Here is a 13,684-nt window from a genome sequence, read left to right as displayed (position 1 = left end):
GGTCTTTACCCACCCTAACCCTCTCCCGGAGGGAGAGGGGACTGACCGAGTTGTTTTTCCGAGTTACGCCGACCTGATCTATCGAGTTGAACTCAGGTTCCGAACAGCATGAAGATCTACTCCCTTTCCCCCTCGCCCCCCTGGGGGAGAGGGCTGGGGTGAGGGGGTAAGCTCTTGATCTTCAGCAATCCCGAGTCAAACCCGAAACTGATCCATCAAACTCTGCTGCTGATTCGCCAGGCTATTGAGCGACTGACTCACCCGCGCCGATTCATTCGCCTGCCCCGACAGCGACTCCGTCACATCACGAATCGTCGCCACGTTGTTGTTGATCTCTTCAGCCACCGCGCTCTGCTCTTCGGCAGCGCTGGCGATCTGCAGGTTCATGTCGCTGATTACCGTCACCGCATCGCCGATCTGGCGCAGCGCCGTCACGGCCTGGCCGACCTGTTCGACGCTGCCCTGGGCCTGACGATGGCTGTTGCCCATCGAACCGACCACATCCTGGGTGCCGTTCTGCAATTGCTCGATGACCTGGCGGGTTTCTTCCACCGACTCTTGAGTGCGGCGGGCGAGGTTGCGCACTTCGTCGGCCACTACCGCAAAACCGCGACCTGCTTCCCCGGCACGGGCGGCTTCGATGGCGGCGTTGAGGGCCAGCAGGTTGGTCTGTTCGGCGATGGCGCGGATGGTTTCCAGCACGGTGCCGATCTTCTCGCTGTTGGCGGCCAGGCCTTCGACTTGCACCATCGCTGCGCTCATGTCGGCGGCGAGGGTGTCGATGCTGGCGGTGGTGCGGTCGATCACGGACAGGCCCTGACGGGTGGCGCGGTCGGCATCCTTGGCCGCTTCGGCGGCCTGCGCGGCGCTGCGGGCCACGTCCTGGGCGGTGGCGCTCATTTCGTGGGACGCGGTGGCCACCTGATCGACCTGACGGTATTGCTGCTCCATACCGGCGCTGGTCTGGGTGGCAATCGCGGAAGACTGGTCGGCAGTGTTGCGCGCGTCCTGAACCGAGCGTTTCACCTCGGCGATGATCGGTTGCAGCTTGTCGAGGAAGCGGTTGAACCAGCCGGCCAACTGACCGAGTTCATCCTTCTTGTCATAGGCCAGACGGCGGGTCAGGTCGCCTTCGCCGCTGGCGATGTCTTCCAGCATGTGGGCCACGCCGAGGATCGGCTTGGTCACGCTGCGTGCCATCAGCCACACCAGCAGCAGGCCGATCAATGCGGCGAGTACGCCCAGGCTCAGCTCGATCAGAGTGCCCGAGGTGTTGCTGGCATCCAGTTGCTGCTTGAGCGCTTCGGCGCGGCTTACCAGCACTTTCTCAGGCACATCGAGCAACACGCCCCACGACGGGCCGCCGGGAATCGGCTGGAACGGCGACAGCACTTTCAGCTGCGCATTGCTGTGCAGGCTGCTGACGGTGTGGCTCGAAGCGAGCAGGCGCAGCAGTTCGGCGCCGTTGGTGGTGTCCACGGCATCCAGGCGCTGGCTGAGTTTGTTGGCGTCCGGGCTGTAACCGGCGAGCAGGCCAGCGGGGCTGATGATGCTCACGGCGGTCTGGCCGTCGTAGAGCTTTTTGCTGGCGCTCTGGCTGATCGCTTGCAGGCTGTTGAGGTTGATGTCCACCGACAGCGAGGCGATGACTTTGCCGTTGACCATCAGCGGGAACACGATGCTGGTCATCAGCACCTTTTGCCCGTCGATCACATAGAAGTAGGGTTCGATCACGCACGGCTTGAGCGTGGTGCGCGGGCAGGTGAACCAGGCGTTGGCGGCCTGGCCGCTGGGGCCGGTGCTGGTGTCGGCCATGTCGCTTTCCGGCAGTGCCATCGAGGTGACTTTGCCCGGCGTCGGTTGCGACCAGTACAGGGCGAAGCGGCCCTTGTCGTTGCTGCCGAGTTCCGCCTGGCCGGCAAACAGCTCGTCCTTGCCGTCCAGCGCGTTGGCTTCGAACACCAGCGACAGGCCGAGCAATTCCGGGTTGGCCTGCAGCGCCGATTTCACCTGACGGGTCATGTCCTCGCGCAGGTCGAAGGCATCGAGAAAGCGCTTCTCGGCCTGTTCACGCAGGAACAGCACCTGACGCGAGAAACCGTGGCCATATTGATAGGCGTCCATGAACTGCTGGCGAATGCCGGCGGCCTGGACCTCGCCCTGGGATTCGATGCGAGCCTGAGCCGATTCGGTGAGCATTTCCATGCTCGAAGCTTTCACCAGTTCGGAACTGTGCTCCATGCGATACAGCGAAAGACCCACCAACAGGGTCACGATACCGGCCAGGCAGAGCCCGGCGAGCAGGGTGATTTTCCATTGGATGGAAAGTTGTCTGAGTGACATGGAAACGTCCTTATTCGATAAATATCTGAGACTTTGCACTGTAACGGCCGCGTTTCGGCTTTCTTTATGGCGTAAATGCAATGGGGCGAATTGACGCATGTTGTGGCGGATATGCCCTGTTCAGCGGATTGATCATGGAAAGTTACACAGTGTTGCGACCAGTCGCTTTGACACTGCGCCCGCGCTGCGGCACAGTGCGCGCCCTTCTAATAAGACCCTCTATGCAAATCCGCTGGCGACCCTCGTGGCTTGCCGGCCGGACTCATCCTGTCTGGCGGTGAATGGCTTTACCGTCGTGTTTTTGAGGTAGTGAAATGAATGCAGTGATTGCTGCGGTCGGCGTCATGCTGATCCTCAGCCTGTCCCGGGTGCATGTGGTGATCGCGTTGATCGTCGGTGCGCTGGTCGGTGGCCTGACCGGTGGTCTGGGCATCGACGCCACGCTCAAGGCCTTCAACAGTGGCCTGGGTGGCGGGGCGACAGTGGCGTTGTCCTACGCGTTGCTCGGCGCTTTCGCCGTGGCGATTGCCAAGTCCGGCCTGGCCCATGCGCTGGCCGACAAGGCTCTGGCGATGGTCGACCGCCAGCATGCGACCGGTGGCGGCAGCGTCAAATGGATGCTGATCGGCCTGCTGTGGGTGGTGGCGATCGCTTCGCAGAACATCCTGCCGATCCACATCGCGTTCATTCCGCTGCTTGTGCCGCCGCTTTTATATGTATTGACCAAGCTGCAACTGGACCGCCGGTTGATCGCCTGCGTCATGACCTTCGGCCTGATCACGCCGTACATGGTGTTTCCGGTCGGCTTCGGCAACATCTTCCTCAACCAGATCCTGCTGGCCAACGTCAGCAAGGCCGGCGTGGATATCAGCCAGATCAACGTCATGCACGCCATGGCCATTCCGGCGGCGGGCATGGTGTTCGGCCTGTTGCTGGCGGTGTTCTTCAGCTACCGCAAGAAGCGGGTCTACGACCTGGAAAAGATCGAGCAGGTGGAGCAGGTCAGCGTCGCCTACAACCCGATGACGATCGGCATCGCCGGTCTGGCCATCGCGGCGGCGTTCATCATTCAGTTGCTGCTGGATTCGATGATTATCGGCGCGCTGGCCGGGTTCCTGATCTTCTCGGCGTCGGGCATCGTCAAGTGGCGCGAGACCGACGACCTGTTCACCGAAGGCATGAAGATGATGGCGATGATCGGCTTCATCATGATCTCCGCCTCGGGTTTTGCCGAAGTGCTCAAGGCCACCGGTGAAGTGCGTTCGCTGGTTGAAAGCGCGGCGGCGTGGATCGATCACAGCCAGGCGATTGGCGCGCTGCTGATGTTGCTGGTGGGGTTGATGGTGACCATCGGCATCGGTTCGTCGTTTTCCACGGTGCCTATCCTGGCAGCGATTTTCGTGCCGCTGTGCGTGCAACTGGGCTTCAGCCCGATGGCGATCGTCTGCATCGTCGGCACGGCCGGGGCGCTGGGCGACACCGGTTCGCCAGCTTCGGACTCGACCCTCGGCCCGACCTCCGGCCTGAACGTCGACGGCCAGCATCACCACATCTGGGACACCGTGGTCCCGACCTTCCTGCACTACAACCTGCCGCTGCTGGCGTTTGGCTGGGTGGCCGCGATGGTCCTCTGACCTGATCGTTCCCACGCAGAGCGTGGGAACGCCTCCTGTGACGCTCTGCGTCACGCTTCTGGACGCAGAGCGTCCCGGGCTGCATTCCCACGCAGAGCGTGGGAACGATCGGCGTCGAGGTGTCGAAGCGTCCGTGTGGGAACGATCTGAGGTAAAGCTCAACTTTTGGTTTCGCGTGCCGTTAAAGCCTTTATCCACGCCAATAAAACCAAAAGAGTGAGCCCCCATGCGCCTGAGTCTCAAGGCTAAAGTCCTGTCCCTTGCCGTCCTTCCGGTCTTGCTCTTTGCGCTGGTGATCAGCCTGACCACGCTGTTCATCCTTCAGGAACAGGCGCGCAAGGAAGTCGAACAGACCCGCGAACGCCTGCTCGGCGACGCCAAGGCCACCCTGGCCAGCTATGTCGCCGTGGCCATGACCACCATCAAACCGTTGTACGACGCCGCCGCTCCCGGTGACGCCGACGCGCGGGCTCAGGTGATCAAGTTGCTGTCGAGCATCAAGTACGGCAAGGACGGCTACTTCTTCGGCTACGACTCCGAGACCGTGCGCCTGTTCAAGGCCAACGACCCCGAAGGCGTGGGCAAAAGCTTCAAGGACAACCGCGACCCGAACGGCGTTTACGTCAACCGCGATCTGGTGAAAGTCGCGAAGGACGGCACCCACTACCTGCAATACAGCTCGCCGTTGCCGGGCAATGCGCAGGTGCTGGTGCCGAAACTCGGCTACACCGAATACCTGGCGAAGTGGGACATGGCGGTCGGTACGTCGGTCAACCTCGACGGCATCGAAGCGCAAGTGGCGGTGGTCGAGGCCAAGGTGCAGGAGCGCATGCAGGGCGTGGTGCTGAGCATCGTCGGCGTGGCGGTGGTGGTGCTGCTGGTGATCGCGGCGGCGGGGATGCTGCTTGCCAACACCATCCTGCGACCGCTGACCCTGATGAAAGCCAACCTCGATGACATCGCGGCGGGCGAGGGTGACCTGACCCGGCGCCTGACCATCACCAGCCAGGACGAACTCGGCGAACTGGCCGGCTCGTTCAACCGGTTCGTCGACAAGATCCACGGCCTGGTGCGGCAGATCACCGAGATGACGTCGCAACTGACCGGTCTGGTGACGCAGGTGTCCGATCAGGCCCAGCGCTCCGATCAGGCCATGGAACGTCAGCGCCACGAAACCGATCAGGTCGCCACGGCGATCAACGAAATGTCCGCCGCCGCGCAGGAAGTCGCCAAGAGCGCACAGAACGCCGCCGTCGCCGCACAGCAGACCGACGAAGAAGGCCAGACCGCCAAGCGCGTGGTGGCCGGCAGCATCAAGCAGATTCATGCGCTGGTGGACGACATCCGCAGCAGCGGCGTGTCCCTCGACAGCCTGCAGCAGGACGTGTCGTCGATTGTCGGCGTGCTCGGGGTGATCCGTTCGATTGCCGAACAGACCAATCTGCTGGCGCTCAACGCCGCGATCGAAGCGGCGCGAGCCGGCGAGGCCGGGCGCGGGTTTGCGGTGGTGGCGGACGAGGTGCGGGCGCTGGCGTCGCGCACGCAGATCAGCACGCAGGAAATTCAGGGGATGATTGACCGCTTGCAGGCGGGGACGCAGTCGGCGGTTGAAGCGATGCGCCGTTCCAGCGAGGCGGGTGACGGTACTTCGGCTCAGGCCAATCAGGCGGGGGCGTCGCTGGATGCGATGGCGGATCTGATTGCGACCATTAACTCGATGAACGCGCAGATTGCCAGTGCTGCCGAGGAGCAGACGGCGGTGGCCGAAGAGATCAACCGCAGCGTGCATCAGATTGCGGTGGCGGTGGATAACGTGGCGGATGAGACCCAGTTGGGGGCGCAGACTTCGCGCAGTCTTGCGGACTTGGGGCAGCGGTTGGGCAAGCTGGTTGGCCAGTTCCGTATCTGATGGCGCTGTCGGGACAGACCATCACGATCTGTCCCAATACGGCACCTCGCCAAAACACTCAATAAAGAAATCAATCACCGTCCGCACCTTCACCGACAACCGCCGGCTCCCCGGCCACAGCACCGAAATCTGCTGCGGCTCCACACTGTTCGACACCTGATAATCCCCCAACACCGGCACCAGAGTGCCCTCGCGCACCGCCTCGCCGATCAGCCATGATGGAAACATCACCAGCCCCAGCCCTTGCACAGCGGCCTGGGTCAGGGTGTCCGCGTGGTTGCCGGTGATCGGGCCCTTGACTGAATACGGTGTCCACTCGCCCTGATCCTGACGGAAGAACCAGCGCTGCTGACCGGTCGCGCCCTTGTAGGCCAGGCACTGGTGATTTGCGAGGTCTTCGGGATGCTGTGGCATGCCGAAACGCTTGAGATACGCGGGACTGGCCGCGACCTGAAAGCGGTGCGGCGCGAGGATCCGCGCCTGCATGCTTGAGTCGTGCAGCGGACCGATGCGGAACAGCAGGTCGGCGCCTTCCTGCAGCGGGTCGATGTAGTGGTCGGTCTGCTGGATGTCCAGTTGCAGCTTCGGATAGCGCTCGCACAAACGGCCCAACCATGGCGTCAGGTGGCGCTGGCCGAACACCACCGGGGCGTTGATCCGCACCAGGCCGGTCGGTTCGCTTTGCTGTTCCTGCAACGCCTGTTCGGCTTCTTCCAGTTGCACCAGCACCAGCCGCGCGTGGTGGCCGAGCATGCGCCCGGCTTCGGTCGGCGTGACCGCGCGGGTGTGGCGGTAGAGCAATTGCTGGTTCAGCGCCTGTTCCATCAACTGGATCTGCCGGGAAATCGAGGAGGGCGCCACGCCCTCGCGGCGGGCGACTTCGGAAAAACTGCCGTGGTCGAGCACCGCCACAAACAGCCTTAGCGCCTTGAATCCCAGTTCGTTGAGCCCGTGCATGGTCTGTCCTGCTGTGCGAGTTGCGCAAAAGTGTTGTCCAGATGCTCCCATTTATCGCACAGCTGCGCCAGCCGATAATCCGCGCCATCGTTTCCTTCAGAGGTTTTTCAGATGCAGTCGTTTGATGAAGTGAGTGCCGCGCCGGCCCCGGTTGTCCGGCCGGGTTTGCGTTTGTTGCTGTTGCCGCTGGTGATTCTGGCCGGCATGGGTTTGTCGGTGGAGGCGGGATTGCTGGGGCCGTTGGGTGAGCAGGTCGGGCATTTGTGGGCGACCTTGAGCATTTTCGGCGTGGGGTCGGCGATTCTGTTTTTGTTGTTGCTGTTTGCGGGGCCGCAGAAGGGGCCGGCGCTGACGGATCTGCCGCGCTGGCAGTTGATCGGCGGGTTTCTGGGGCCGATGTATGTGGTGGTGTTGACGCTGGCGACGCCGCATATCGGGATTGCGATGACGATGATTGCGATTTTGTCGGGGCAGGTTGGCAAGAGTGTGTTGATTGACCATTTCGGGTGGTTTGGGGCTACGCGCAAGAAGGTCAATGCTGAGCGGTGGCTGGCGTTGGGGTTGATTGTGGCGGCTTTGGTTTTGATTGCGCGGGGGTGAGTGATGAGTCTGGTTATTTTGTTGGCGGTGGTGGTGTTGGCGGGTGCGGTGTTGAGTGTGCAGGCGGCGATCAATGGGCGTCTTGGGGAAACCGTTGGTGTGTTGCGCAGCAGTTTGTTGACGTTTGTGGTGGGGGCGGTTTCTACGGGGTTGTTGATTTTGTTTTTTGAGCCTGCTCAGGCGGTGAGTTTGCTGGATGTGCCGAAGTGGCAGTTGAGTGGGGCGCTGTTTGGGGTGGTTTATATGATGGTCATGGTTGGTGCGGTGCCTCGGGTGGGGACGGCTGTGGCGACGGTGGCGGTGATTGTCGGGCAGTTGGGGATGGGGATGTTGATTGATAATTTTGGGTGGTTGGGGAATCCGGCGATTGAGCTATCGGGGGCGCGGGTTTTGGCGATGGTCTGTCTCGGGCTGGCGCTGGTTTTCATGTATCGCAGTAGCGTGCGTCAGGCTGATTGATTGAGTGAATATCCGTTTCTTCGGGGGTGGCCGCTGGCGGTTTCGCTCTTACAGCGAGTCACTTTGGCAAACGCCCCAAAGTAACCAAAGGTCTTGGGCCCTGACGTTCGGCCCTCGCTGTGGCTCGGGTTCCTTCGCTCCGGGATTGATCCGGGGGCATCGCCTACGGTTTGCTTCGCTGCACCTCCTCTCGATGCATGCGGCTGCGCCGCACGGTCGCTGCGCTCCCACCCCCGGATCAATCCCTCCACTCAGCCTGCCGACGGGCCTTGAGATCAAAAGCTTTACTCGAGCTAACGCTCATTGTGGTGAGTGGTGGGGGGAGGGTTGAAGGGTGAGTGGTGAGTAGTGAGTGGTTTGGTTGTTGGGTTGTTTTCACCTTCTACACTGGTAGCACGGCTTGTTCTTTCGGCCTCAGACAACCACCACCAGAGGAGTCTGTTTCATGGCAGATAGAAAATGCGATTGTCCGGGATGTCGTTGCACGATCAAGGAGGGTGAGCATTCTTATGTGGCGCACGGTAAGCATTATTGCTGTGAGGCGTGTGCGCATCATCACAAGAGTGGTGAGGAGTGTTCTGGCAAGGGGTGTCAGTGTGCGCATCCCAAGTAATCGTGGGTATTGAAAAAGTGGAGCCTAGTCGGGCTCCACTTCCAGTTTCAGGCTGTCGTCGTCCAGGCGTTCGGTGTGGCGGACGTTGCCGTGCAGGCGGCGGCCTCCGACGTTGACGACGATGGTTTTGGCCTTTTCAAGGTCTTCCGGCAAGGGGGCCGGGACGCGCAGGGCGAAGCGGTAGGGGTCGTTTTCGACGGGTTCCAGGCCAACCGGGCAGTCGACGCTTTTGGTGATGCGGCCGAACAGGGTGTCCAGGCCGTAGTCCAGGTGCGCCGGGCTGTTGATGGTTGTCATGTTGTTCCCCCCGAAATAGTCCCCGCCTGCGCGCAAGCTTAGCTTGCCGGTCGCCATGTGACGTTTTCCACGCCGAATTTTTCTGCCATCGGCTTGCTGGTTTTCTGCACTTTCTCCCGGCCGAAACGCGGGATGCGGCCGACTCCTGCGTCGCAGCTTGCCCAGTGCCACGCCTCGGTGTTGTCCATTTTGTCCGAGCGGATAATGAACGACTTAGGCGCGCCGTGAAGGGTGTAATCGATGACGTACAGTTTTGCGTTGTTCATAAAGCCCATCTTCCTCCCTGTGGTAATAGAAGGATCGCTGCGCTCCGGGAAAATTCACTCGGATTGTCCGACGGTATCTATCAATGGCGAGCGAAGGTGCGGACTGGTTACCATGGCGCTTTCGCCCACCCCGATGAATGTTCGCCATGGCCCTCGCTGCGCCCCCTGATCTGAGTGATACCGATGTGCCGGTGCAACCGCTGGCGCGGACGTATCCGCGTGGGTTGTTCATCGAGCCGCATGAGCATGTCTGGGGGCAGTTGCTGTATGCGATGAGCGGGGTGATGTGGGTCGAGACCCCGCACGAGGCGCTGGTAGTGCCGCCGCAGCGGGCGGTGTGGTTGCCGCCGGGGGTGCCGCACGGGATTCGGGTGGTGTCGGATTTGCAGATGCGCAATATCTACCTGCGCCCGGCGCTGGCGGCGACGCTGGATGAGACGGTGCAGGTGATCGAGGTCGGGGGTCTGCTGCGCGAGTTGATTGTCGGGCTGGTGGCGCAGGGCGACAGCGGGGATGCCGAGTATTACGAGGCGCTGGTCGGACTGGCGCTGCTGGAGCTGAAACGTGCAAGGCGTTCGCAGCTGAAGATCCCGTTGCCGGACGATGCCGACCGGCGGTTGATGAGTCTGTGTCAGGCAGTGATGGCCGCGCCGTCGCTGGATATTCCTTTCGAACAACACGCCGAAAACGCCGGGGCCAGCGTGCGAACGTTGGCGCGGTTGTTCAAGGAAGGGCTGGGCATGGGCTTCGCCGAGTGGCGGCGGCAGGTGCAGTTGGCGACGGCGGTGGCGGAGTTGATCCAGGGCGTGCCGGTCAGCGCGATTGCCCGTCAGCTGGGGTATTCGCCGAGCAGTTTCAGCGACATGTTCCGCCGTGAGCTGGGTGTTGCCCCTTCGCAGTTCGATGGCGGGCCGCTTGCCGGCTGATTTGGCCGAAATTCAGAAGTCCTTGGCCGATGCCGGTCGCCGCCTTTCCCTAGACTCTGCCCATTCCCTTTGTGTGGCGGAGTGATCCCATGAATTACCTGATTTCACTGGGCGTCGGGCTGGGTGTCGGCCTGCTGTATGGCGCGCTGGATGTCCGTTCTCCGGCGCCGCCGACCATCGCGCTGGTGGGCCTGTTGGGCATGCTGGCGGGCGAGCAGTTGTGGCCGATGGGCCGGCAACTAGTCAGTGGCTGGCTGTCCTGAATCCTGTCTTTTTCCTTCGGTGGAGATTTCCATGAAAGCACTGCAATTCGATAAAACCGGCGACCTGTCGTCCCTGCGCTTCGTCGAGGTGCCGACGCCGGTGCCGGGCGCTGACGAGGTGCTGGTGCAGATCAAGGCCGCGGGCCTCAATCCCAGCGACGTGAAGAACGTGCTCGGGCGTTTCCCGTACACCACGCTGCCGCGCATTCCCGGTCGGGACTTTGCCGGTGTGGTGGTCGAAGGGCCGCAGGCGTTGATTGGTCAGGAGGTCTGGGGCACCGGGCGTGAGCTGGGTTTTTTCGCCGATGGCTCCCATGCGCAGTTCGTCAAATTGCCGGCCAATGGCGTGGCGCACAAACCTTCGCATCTGAGTTTCACTCAGGCCGCCAGCCTTGGGGTGCCTTACACCACGGCGTGGGATGCGCTCGAGCGCAGTCTGGTGAGTGCCGAAACCCGTTTGCTGGTGATTGGTGGCGGGGCAGTGGCGACGGCGGCGCTGGCGCTGGCCAAGGTGCGCGGCGCGCAGTTGCTGGCGGCGGCGCGGCGGCCGGAGCAGGTCAGGGACTTGCAGGCGCAGGGTTATCAGACGATTCAGCTGGATAAACCCGAGGAGCTGGGTGCGCAGGTCAACGCCGTGTATCGCGGCGGTGCCGACGTGATCTTCGACACCACCGGTTTCTGGCTGCCGGCCTCGGTCGCGGCGCTGGCAACTTTCGGGCGGATCGCGATCATCGCTGCGCCAGTCGATGGGCATGTGCAGTTGCCGGCGCTGGCCCTGTATCGCAAGGGCGGTTCGGTGGTCGGCATCAATTCGTTGCTGTATGGCGTTGAAGCCTGCGCGGCGATGCTGGAACAGTTTGGCCGGTTCTTCGACGAAGACCTGCTGCCACTGCCGCAAGGGCTGGTCGAAGCGCCGCTGGCCGAAGGGCTGGCGCGCTATGCCGATGTCAATCAGGGCAGCGGTGACAAGGTCATTCTTATCCCCTGACCGCCGCTGTTCTGCATGTCATAACAAAGCCCTGCGGGAGCGAGTTTCGCACCCACAGGGCTTTGTGGGTCTCAGGATTGCGGGACGCCGTTCTCCCACGCCGACCAGTTTTTCAGGATGTCCTGCACCAACGGATTGCCCGCGCGGTAGAGGTTTTCCAGTGCCGGCACAAATCCGCCCTGATCGGCGTACTTGAGCAGGTTGTCCACTTCGCTGCCGCCCGGCGCCGGACGGTCGAAATCGGAGCCGGCGCGCACCACGGCGAGGCGCTGCACGTCCACCAGACCCTCGCGACTTGCGCGCAGCAAGGCTTCGTAGGTGGAGTTGTCTTCCTGTTGGGTGGTGCAGTATTCGCCCTGGTTGTCGGTCAGCAATTTGGTCCAGACCTCGGCGCGTTCGCTCAGGCGTGTGCCGGAGAACCAGGTGTTGCCCGCCAGCGTGTCGCAACGGGTGACCACCGGCGGTTGATTGGCCGGTGCTGCCGGGTATTTCAGGCGCCACGCGGCCGATTCCTTGCTTTCGCTCAGTTCGACCTTTTGGCTCAAGGCGAAGGCTTTTGCTTGTAGCTTCGGGTTGAGTTCGAAGACTTCGGTCTTGTAGTCCAGCGGCGGTTTTTCGTTCGGGCCTTGAGTGTTGATGCCGAGGTAACCGGTCGGCCAGCTCGATGGCGCATCGCGTGAATCCAGCTCCCACTGGGTGCCGAACTCGACCAGATAATGCGCCCAGGCGGCCGTGCCGATGGTCCCGTGCTTGGGGCTGATGCCGGCAATCCCGGCAATCAGGAAGTAGCTTTTGCGCAGGTCGAATTTCGGCGACAGCGCCAGTGCCAGTGTCGAAGCCGCTGCGTTGGTCTGGCCCATGCCGGTGGTCATCAGGCAGACCTGCTGTGTGTTGCAGCGGATGGTCGGGTATTCGGCCGACAGGCCCGGCACGCGGACTTCCTGTTTGAGTTCGAGGCGATCGATCCAGTGCTGTGCCTCCGGAGCGAACATGGTGATCAGCACGACTTTCGGCTGAATCGGTGCCTCGGCCGCCCATGCGGTGGAAGAGAGCAGGGCGGCAGCGGCCAGTGATACACGCGTCATTGCTTTCATGATTGCTCCTGGATTCAGAACTGATAACCGACGCCGGCGTAGTAACCCCAGCCGTTGGAACGCGCCCGGAAATTACCGTCGCCAAAATTCAGCTCGCTGCCATCCTCCCAGTTGCCGCCGTTGTGGAAATAACGGCCGACCAGGGTGAAGCGCAAGTGGGTGAACGAGTACAGCAACACGTTGGTTGCCACCGTGGCATTGGCGGTGCGCGCCGGGTTGTCCTTGTGGATGTCCGAGCCGAAATCGAAGTTGGTGAAGCCGATGTAGGTCAGCGAGGCACCGTTGCTGAATTTGTCGATCGGCACGATGTACTTGAGTTGCGCGCGGTAGCCGTCCCACGAGTATTCGTTGCTGGCGCCGTAGTTTTCCCACTGGTAGCGCCCGTACAGGTTGGCCGACAGATTGACCCGCGAATGGGTGTCGATGTCGGTGCCGAAACCGCTGTACAGCGTGTTGGCGCGGTTCTCTTTACGGCTGCCGTGGTCGTAGATCCAGTCGAACGCCACGTACCATTCCTTGAATGGCCCGATGGCCAGGCTGCGGCCGGCGAGGTAGTCGATGGAGATGCGCGGCTCGTGCTCCATGAACACCGGCGAGCCGTGATCCCACACGCCTTTGTCATGGCTGTTGCCGATGTTGAAGATCTTCGGAATGTCGATGTAGCCATACAGCTCGAACGGGCCCTTGCGCCCGAAGTACTCGTATTCCAGGTAGATGTCGTCCGCCGGTTGCGGGCCGAAACTGATGTCCTTGCTGCCGATCAGCATCAGGTCCTGGTTGTACCAGTCCGACAGGTACGCGCCTTTTTTCGGCGGGCTGGCTTCGGGGCTGAGGGCTTCGCCCTGGGCGGAGTCCTCTGGAAGGGCAGGCTGCGCCAGCGTGGTCTGACTGAGAACTCCGGTAACGCCGGCCAGTAGCAGGGAAACAGCAAAAGTGCGCACACCGCGACGACGGTGGCAGGAGGAAACGTGCATTCAAAGTCCTTTTTGCGGATCACGGCCCGGAATCATGGGGCCTGTACGGTTTTGTAACGAAAAGGCAGTCAACGGTAGCTCGCAAACGTTTGCACAAGCCGTACCAGTTTCTCAAGTGGCTGAAAAATCGATTGATTCGCGGGTTTAGCTGGCGGCTCGGTCAACTCCCCTCAAAAGCGTCTGAAATAGCCCTCAAGTCCTTGCTCAGAACGGCCGGAAGTATCGACGCAGGGCCTTATCGCACAAAAGTATTAACACTATTTAACCGGTGCTCCATCGCAGGGCATCAACTAGCGTGTGTCTGGAATGGGACGGTTTATCTGATGACCGTCATACGCTTGATACGCGTGCTGAATCTTGC

The 13,684-nt window shown here is 61.8% G+C and carries 14 protein-coding genes and 2 pseudogenes; 9 read left to right on the top strand and 7 right to left on the bottom strand.

The annotated features are described in order from the left end of the window. Positions 1-195: 195 nt before the first annotated feature. On the bottom strand, positions 196-900 hold the full coding sequence (locus ABTV87_RS19260) for a methyl-accepting chemotaxis protein (RefSeq protein WP_433899871.1): 705 nt from the start codon (positions 898-900) through the stop codon (positions 196-198). 201 nt (positions 901-1,101) lie between these two features. After that, positions 1,102-1,158 (bottom strand): annotated as a pseudogene (locus tag ABTV87_RS19255) (hypothetical protein); the annotation flags it as partial. A 1,499-nt stretch (positions 1,159-2,657) separates the two neighbouring features. On the opposite strand from ABTV87_RS19255, the gene ABTV87_RS19250 reads away from it, so the two are divergent. From ABTV87_RS19250 to ABTV87_RS19240, 3 genes and pseudogenes are all read left to right on the top strand, one after another. Next, positions 2,658-3,977: a Na+/H+ antiporter family protein gene (locus tag ABTV87_RS19250; protein ID WP_007955962.1), complete on the top strand. Its 1,320-nt coding sequence runs from the start codon at positions 2,658-2,660 to the stop codon at positions 3,975-3,977. 226 nt (positions 3,978-4,203) lie between these two features. Continuing rightward, positions 4,204-4,980: pseudogene (locus tag ABTV87_RS19245) on the top strand (cache domain-containing protein); the annotation flags it as partial. Positions 4,981-5,064: 84 nt separating this feature from the next. Next, the gene (locus ABTV87_RS19240) at positions 5,065-5,886 is read left to right on the top strand and encodes a methyl-accepting chemotaxis protein (RefSeq protein ID WP_371855536.1); all 822 of its coding nucleotides are present in this window, start codon (positions 5,065-5,067) and stop codon (positions 5,884-5,886) included. Positions 5,887-5,907: 21 nt separating this feature from the next. Here the strand turns inward: ABTV87_RS19240 and ABTV87_RS19235 are convergent, their stop codons facing one another. Next, positions 5,908-6,843 (bottom strand): LysR family transcriptional regulator, encoded by a 936-nt coding sequence (locus tag ABTV87_RS19235; protein WP_433898161.1) that lies wholly within the window; start codon positions 6,841-6,843, stop codon positions 5,908-5,910. Between the two features lie 111 nt (positions 6,844-6,954). On the opposite strand from ABTV87_RS19235, the gene ABTV87_RS19230 reads away from it, so the two are divergent. The 3 genes from ABTV87_RS19230 to ABTV87_RS19220 all read left to right on the top strand — a co-directional run bounded on the left by ABTV87_RS19230 (position 6,955) and on the right by ABTV87_RS19220 (position 8,515). Continuing rightward, positions 6,955-7,443: a DMT family transporter gene (locus ABTV87_RS19230; RefSeq protein ID WP_433898160.1), complete on the top strand. Its 489-nt coding sequence runs from the start codon at positions 6,955-6,957 to the stop codon at positions 7,441-7,443. Positions 7,444-7,446: 3 nt separating this feature from the next. Beyond that, positions 7,447-7,902, top strand: a complete 456-nt coding sequence (locus ABTV87_RS19225) for a DMT family transporter (RefSeq protein ID WP_433898159.1) — start codon at positions 7,447-7,449, stop codon at positions 7,900-7,902. 445 nt (positions 7,903-8,347) lie between these two features. Next, a complete protein-coding gene (locus tag ABTV87_RS19220; RefSeq protein ID WP_074689145.1) occupies positions 8,348-8,515 on the top strand; it encodes a metallothionein in 168 nt (55 codons plus the stop codon). A gap of 24 nt (positions 8,516-8,539) precedes the next feature. On the opposite strand, the gene ABTV87_RS19215 is transcribed toward ABTV87_RS19220, so the two are convergent. Both ABTV87_RS19215 and ABTV87_RS19210 read right to left on the bottom strand, forming a co-directional pair. Next, the gene (locus ABTV87_RS19215; RefSeq protein WP_085667477.1) at positions 8,540-8,812 is read right to left on the bottom strand and encodes a hypothetical protein; all 273 of its coding nucleotides are present in this window, start codon (positions 8,810-8,812) and stop codon (positions 8,540-8,542) included. 38 nt (positions 8,813-8,850) lie between these two features. Beyond that, positions 8,851-9,078 carry a DUF6555 family protein gene (locus tag ABTV87_RS19210; RefSeq protein WP_011335095.1) on the bottom strand — a complete coding sequence of 76 codons (228 nt, stop codon included), beginning with the start codon at positions 9,076-9,078 and terminating at the stop codon, positions 8,851-8,853. 137 nt (positions 9,079-9,215) lie between these two features. Between ABTV87_RS19210 and ABTV87_RS19205 the strand changes: the two genes are divergently transcribed. From ABTV87_RS19205 to ABTV87_RS19195, 3 genes are all read left to right on the top strand, one after another. Beyond that, positions 9,216-10,004, top strand: a complete 789-nt coding sequence (locus ABTV87_RS19205) for an AraC family transcriptional regulator (RefSeq protein WP_433898158.1) — start codon at positions 9,216-9,218, stop codon at positions 10,002-10,004. A gap of 89 nt (positions 10,005-10,093) precedes the next feature. Further along, on the top strand, positions 10,094-10,267 hold the full coding sequence (locus ABTV87_RS19200) for a DUF1427 family protein (RefSeq protein WP_007958996.1): 174 nt from the start codon (positions 10,094-10,096) through the stop codon (positions 10,265-10,267). 31 nt (positions 10,268-10,298) lie between these two features. After that, positions 10,299-11,255, top strand: coding sequence for a quinone oxidoreductase family protein (locus ABTV87_RS19195; RefSeq protein ID WP_433898157.1), 957 nt, complete (start codon positions 10,299-10,301; stop codon positions 11,253-11,255). 71 nt (positions 11,256-11,326) lie between these two features. Here the strand turns inward: ABTV87_RS19195 and ABTV87_RS19190 are convergent, their stop codons facing one another. Both ABTV87_RS19190 and ABTV87_RS19185 read right to left on the bottom strand, forming a co-directional pair. Then, positions 11,327-12,349, bottom strand: coding sequence for a purine-nucleoside phosphorylase (locus ABTV87_RS19190; protein WP_433898156.1), 1,023 nt, complete (start codon positions 12,347-12,349; stop codon positions 11,327-11,329). Positions 12,350-12,363: 14 nt separating this feature from the next. Then, complete coding sequence (locus tag ABTV87_RS19185) at positions 12,364-13,323, bottom strand: nucleoside-specific channel-forming protein Tsx (protein WP_433898155.1); 960 nt, start codon at positions 13,321-13,323, stop codon at positions 12,364-12,366. Between the last annotated feature and the right edge of the window lie 361 nt (positions 13,324-13,684).

It is taken from the genome of Pseudomonas sp. PSE1(2024), assembly GCF_050990555.1.
Taxonomy (GTDB): domain Bacteria; phylum Pseudomonadota; class Gammaproteobacteria; order Pseudomonadales; family Pseudomonadaceae; genus Aquipseudomonas; species Aquipseudomonas aphyarum.
Note: the sequence above shows the minus strand (reverse complement) of the source record. Positions and strands in the feature narration are given on the sequence as shown.

What these genes read in the sequence shown, in the direction of transcription:
- ABTV87_RS19215 (WP_085667477.1), bottom strand. Translation starts at nt 8,812, where the DNA reads ATGACAACCATCAACAGCCCGGCGCACCTGGACTACGGCCTGGACACC.
- ABTV87_RS19220 (WP_074689145.1), top strand. Translation starts at nt 8,348, where the DNA reads ATGGCAGATAGAAAATGCGATTGTCCGGGATGTCGTTGCACGATCAAG.
- ABTV87_RS19250 (WP_007955962.1), top strand. Translation starts at nt 2,658, where the DNA reads ATGAATGCAGTGATTGCTGCGGTCGGCGTCATGCTGATCCTCAGCCTG.
- ABTV87_RS19200 (WP_007958996.1), top strand. Translation starts at nt 10,094, where the DNA reads ATGAATTACCTGATTTCACTGGGCGTCGGGCTGGGTGTCGGCCTGCTG.
- ABTV87_RS19260 (WP_433899871.1), bottom strand. Translation starts at nt 900, where the DNA reads ATGAGCGCCACCGCCCAGGACGTGGCCCGCAGCGCCGCGCAGGCCGCC.
- ABTV87_RS19190 (WP_433898156.1), bottom strand. Translation starts at nt 12,349, where the DNA reads ATGAAAGCAATGACGCGTGTATCACTGGCCGCTGCCGCCCTGCTCTCT.
- ABTV87_RS19225 (WP_433898159.1), top strand. Translation starts at nt 7,447, where the DNA reads ATGAGTCTGGTTATTTTGTTGGCGGTGGTGGTGTTGGCGGGTGCGGTG.
- ABTV87_RS19235 (WP_433898161.1), bottom strand. Translation starts at nt 6,843, where the DNA reads ATGCACGGGCTCAACGAACTGGGATTCAAGGCGCTAAGGCTGTTTGTG.
- ABTV87_RS19230 (WP_433898160.1), top strand. Translation starts at nt 6,955, where the DNA reads ATGCAGTCGTTTGATGAAGTGAGTGCCGCGCCGGCCCCGGTTGTCCGG.
- ABTV87_RS19205 (WP_433898158.1), top strand. Translation starts at nt 9,216, where the DNA reads ATGTTCGCCATGGCCCTCGCTGCGCCCCCTGATCTGAGTGATACCGAT.
- ABTV87_RS19195 (WP_433898157.1), top strand. Translation starts at nt 10,299, where the DNA reads ATGAAAGCACTGCAATTCGATAAAACCGGCGACCTGTCGTCCCTGCGC.
- ABTV87_RS19210 (WP_011335095.1), bottom strand. Translation starts at nt 9,078, where the DNA reads ATGAACAACGCAAAACTGTACGTCATCGATTACACCCTTCACGGCGCG.
- ABTV87_RS19240 (WP_371855536.1), top strand. Translation starts at nt 5,065, where the DNA reads ATGACGTCGCAACTGACCGGTCTGGTGACGCAGGTGTCCGATCAGGCC.
- ABTV87_RS19185 (WP_433898155.1), bottom strand. Translation starts at nt 13,323, where the DNA reads ATGCACGTTTCCTCCTGCCACCGTCGTCGCGGTGTGCGCACTTTTGCT.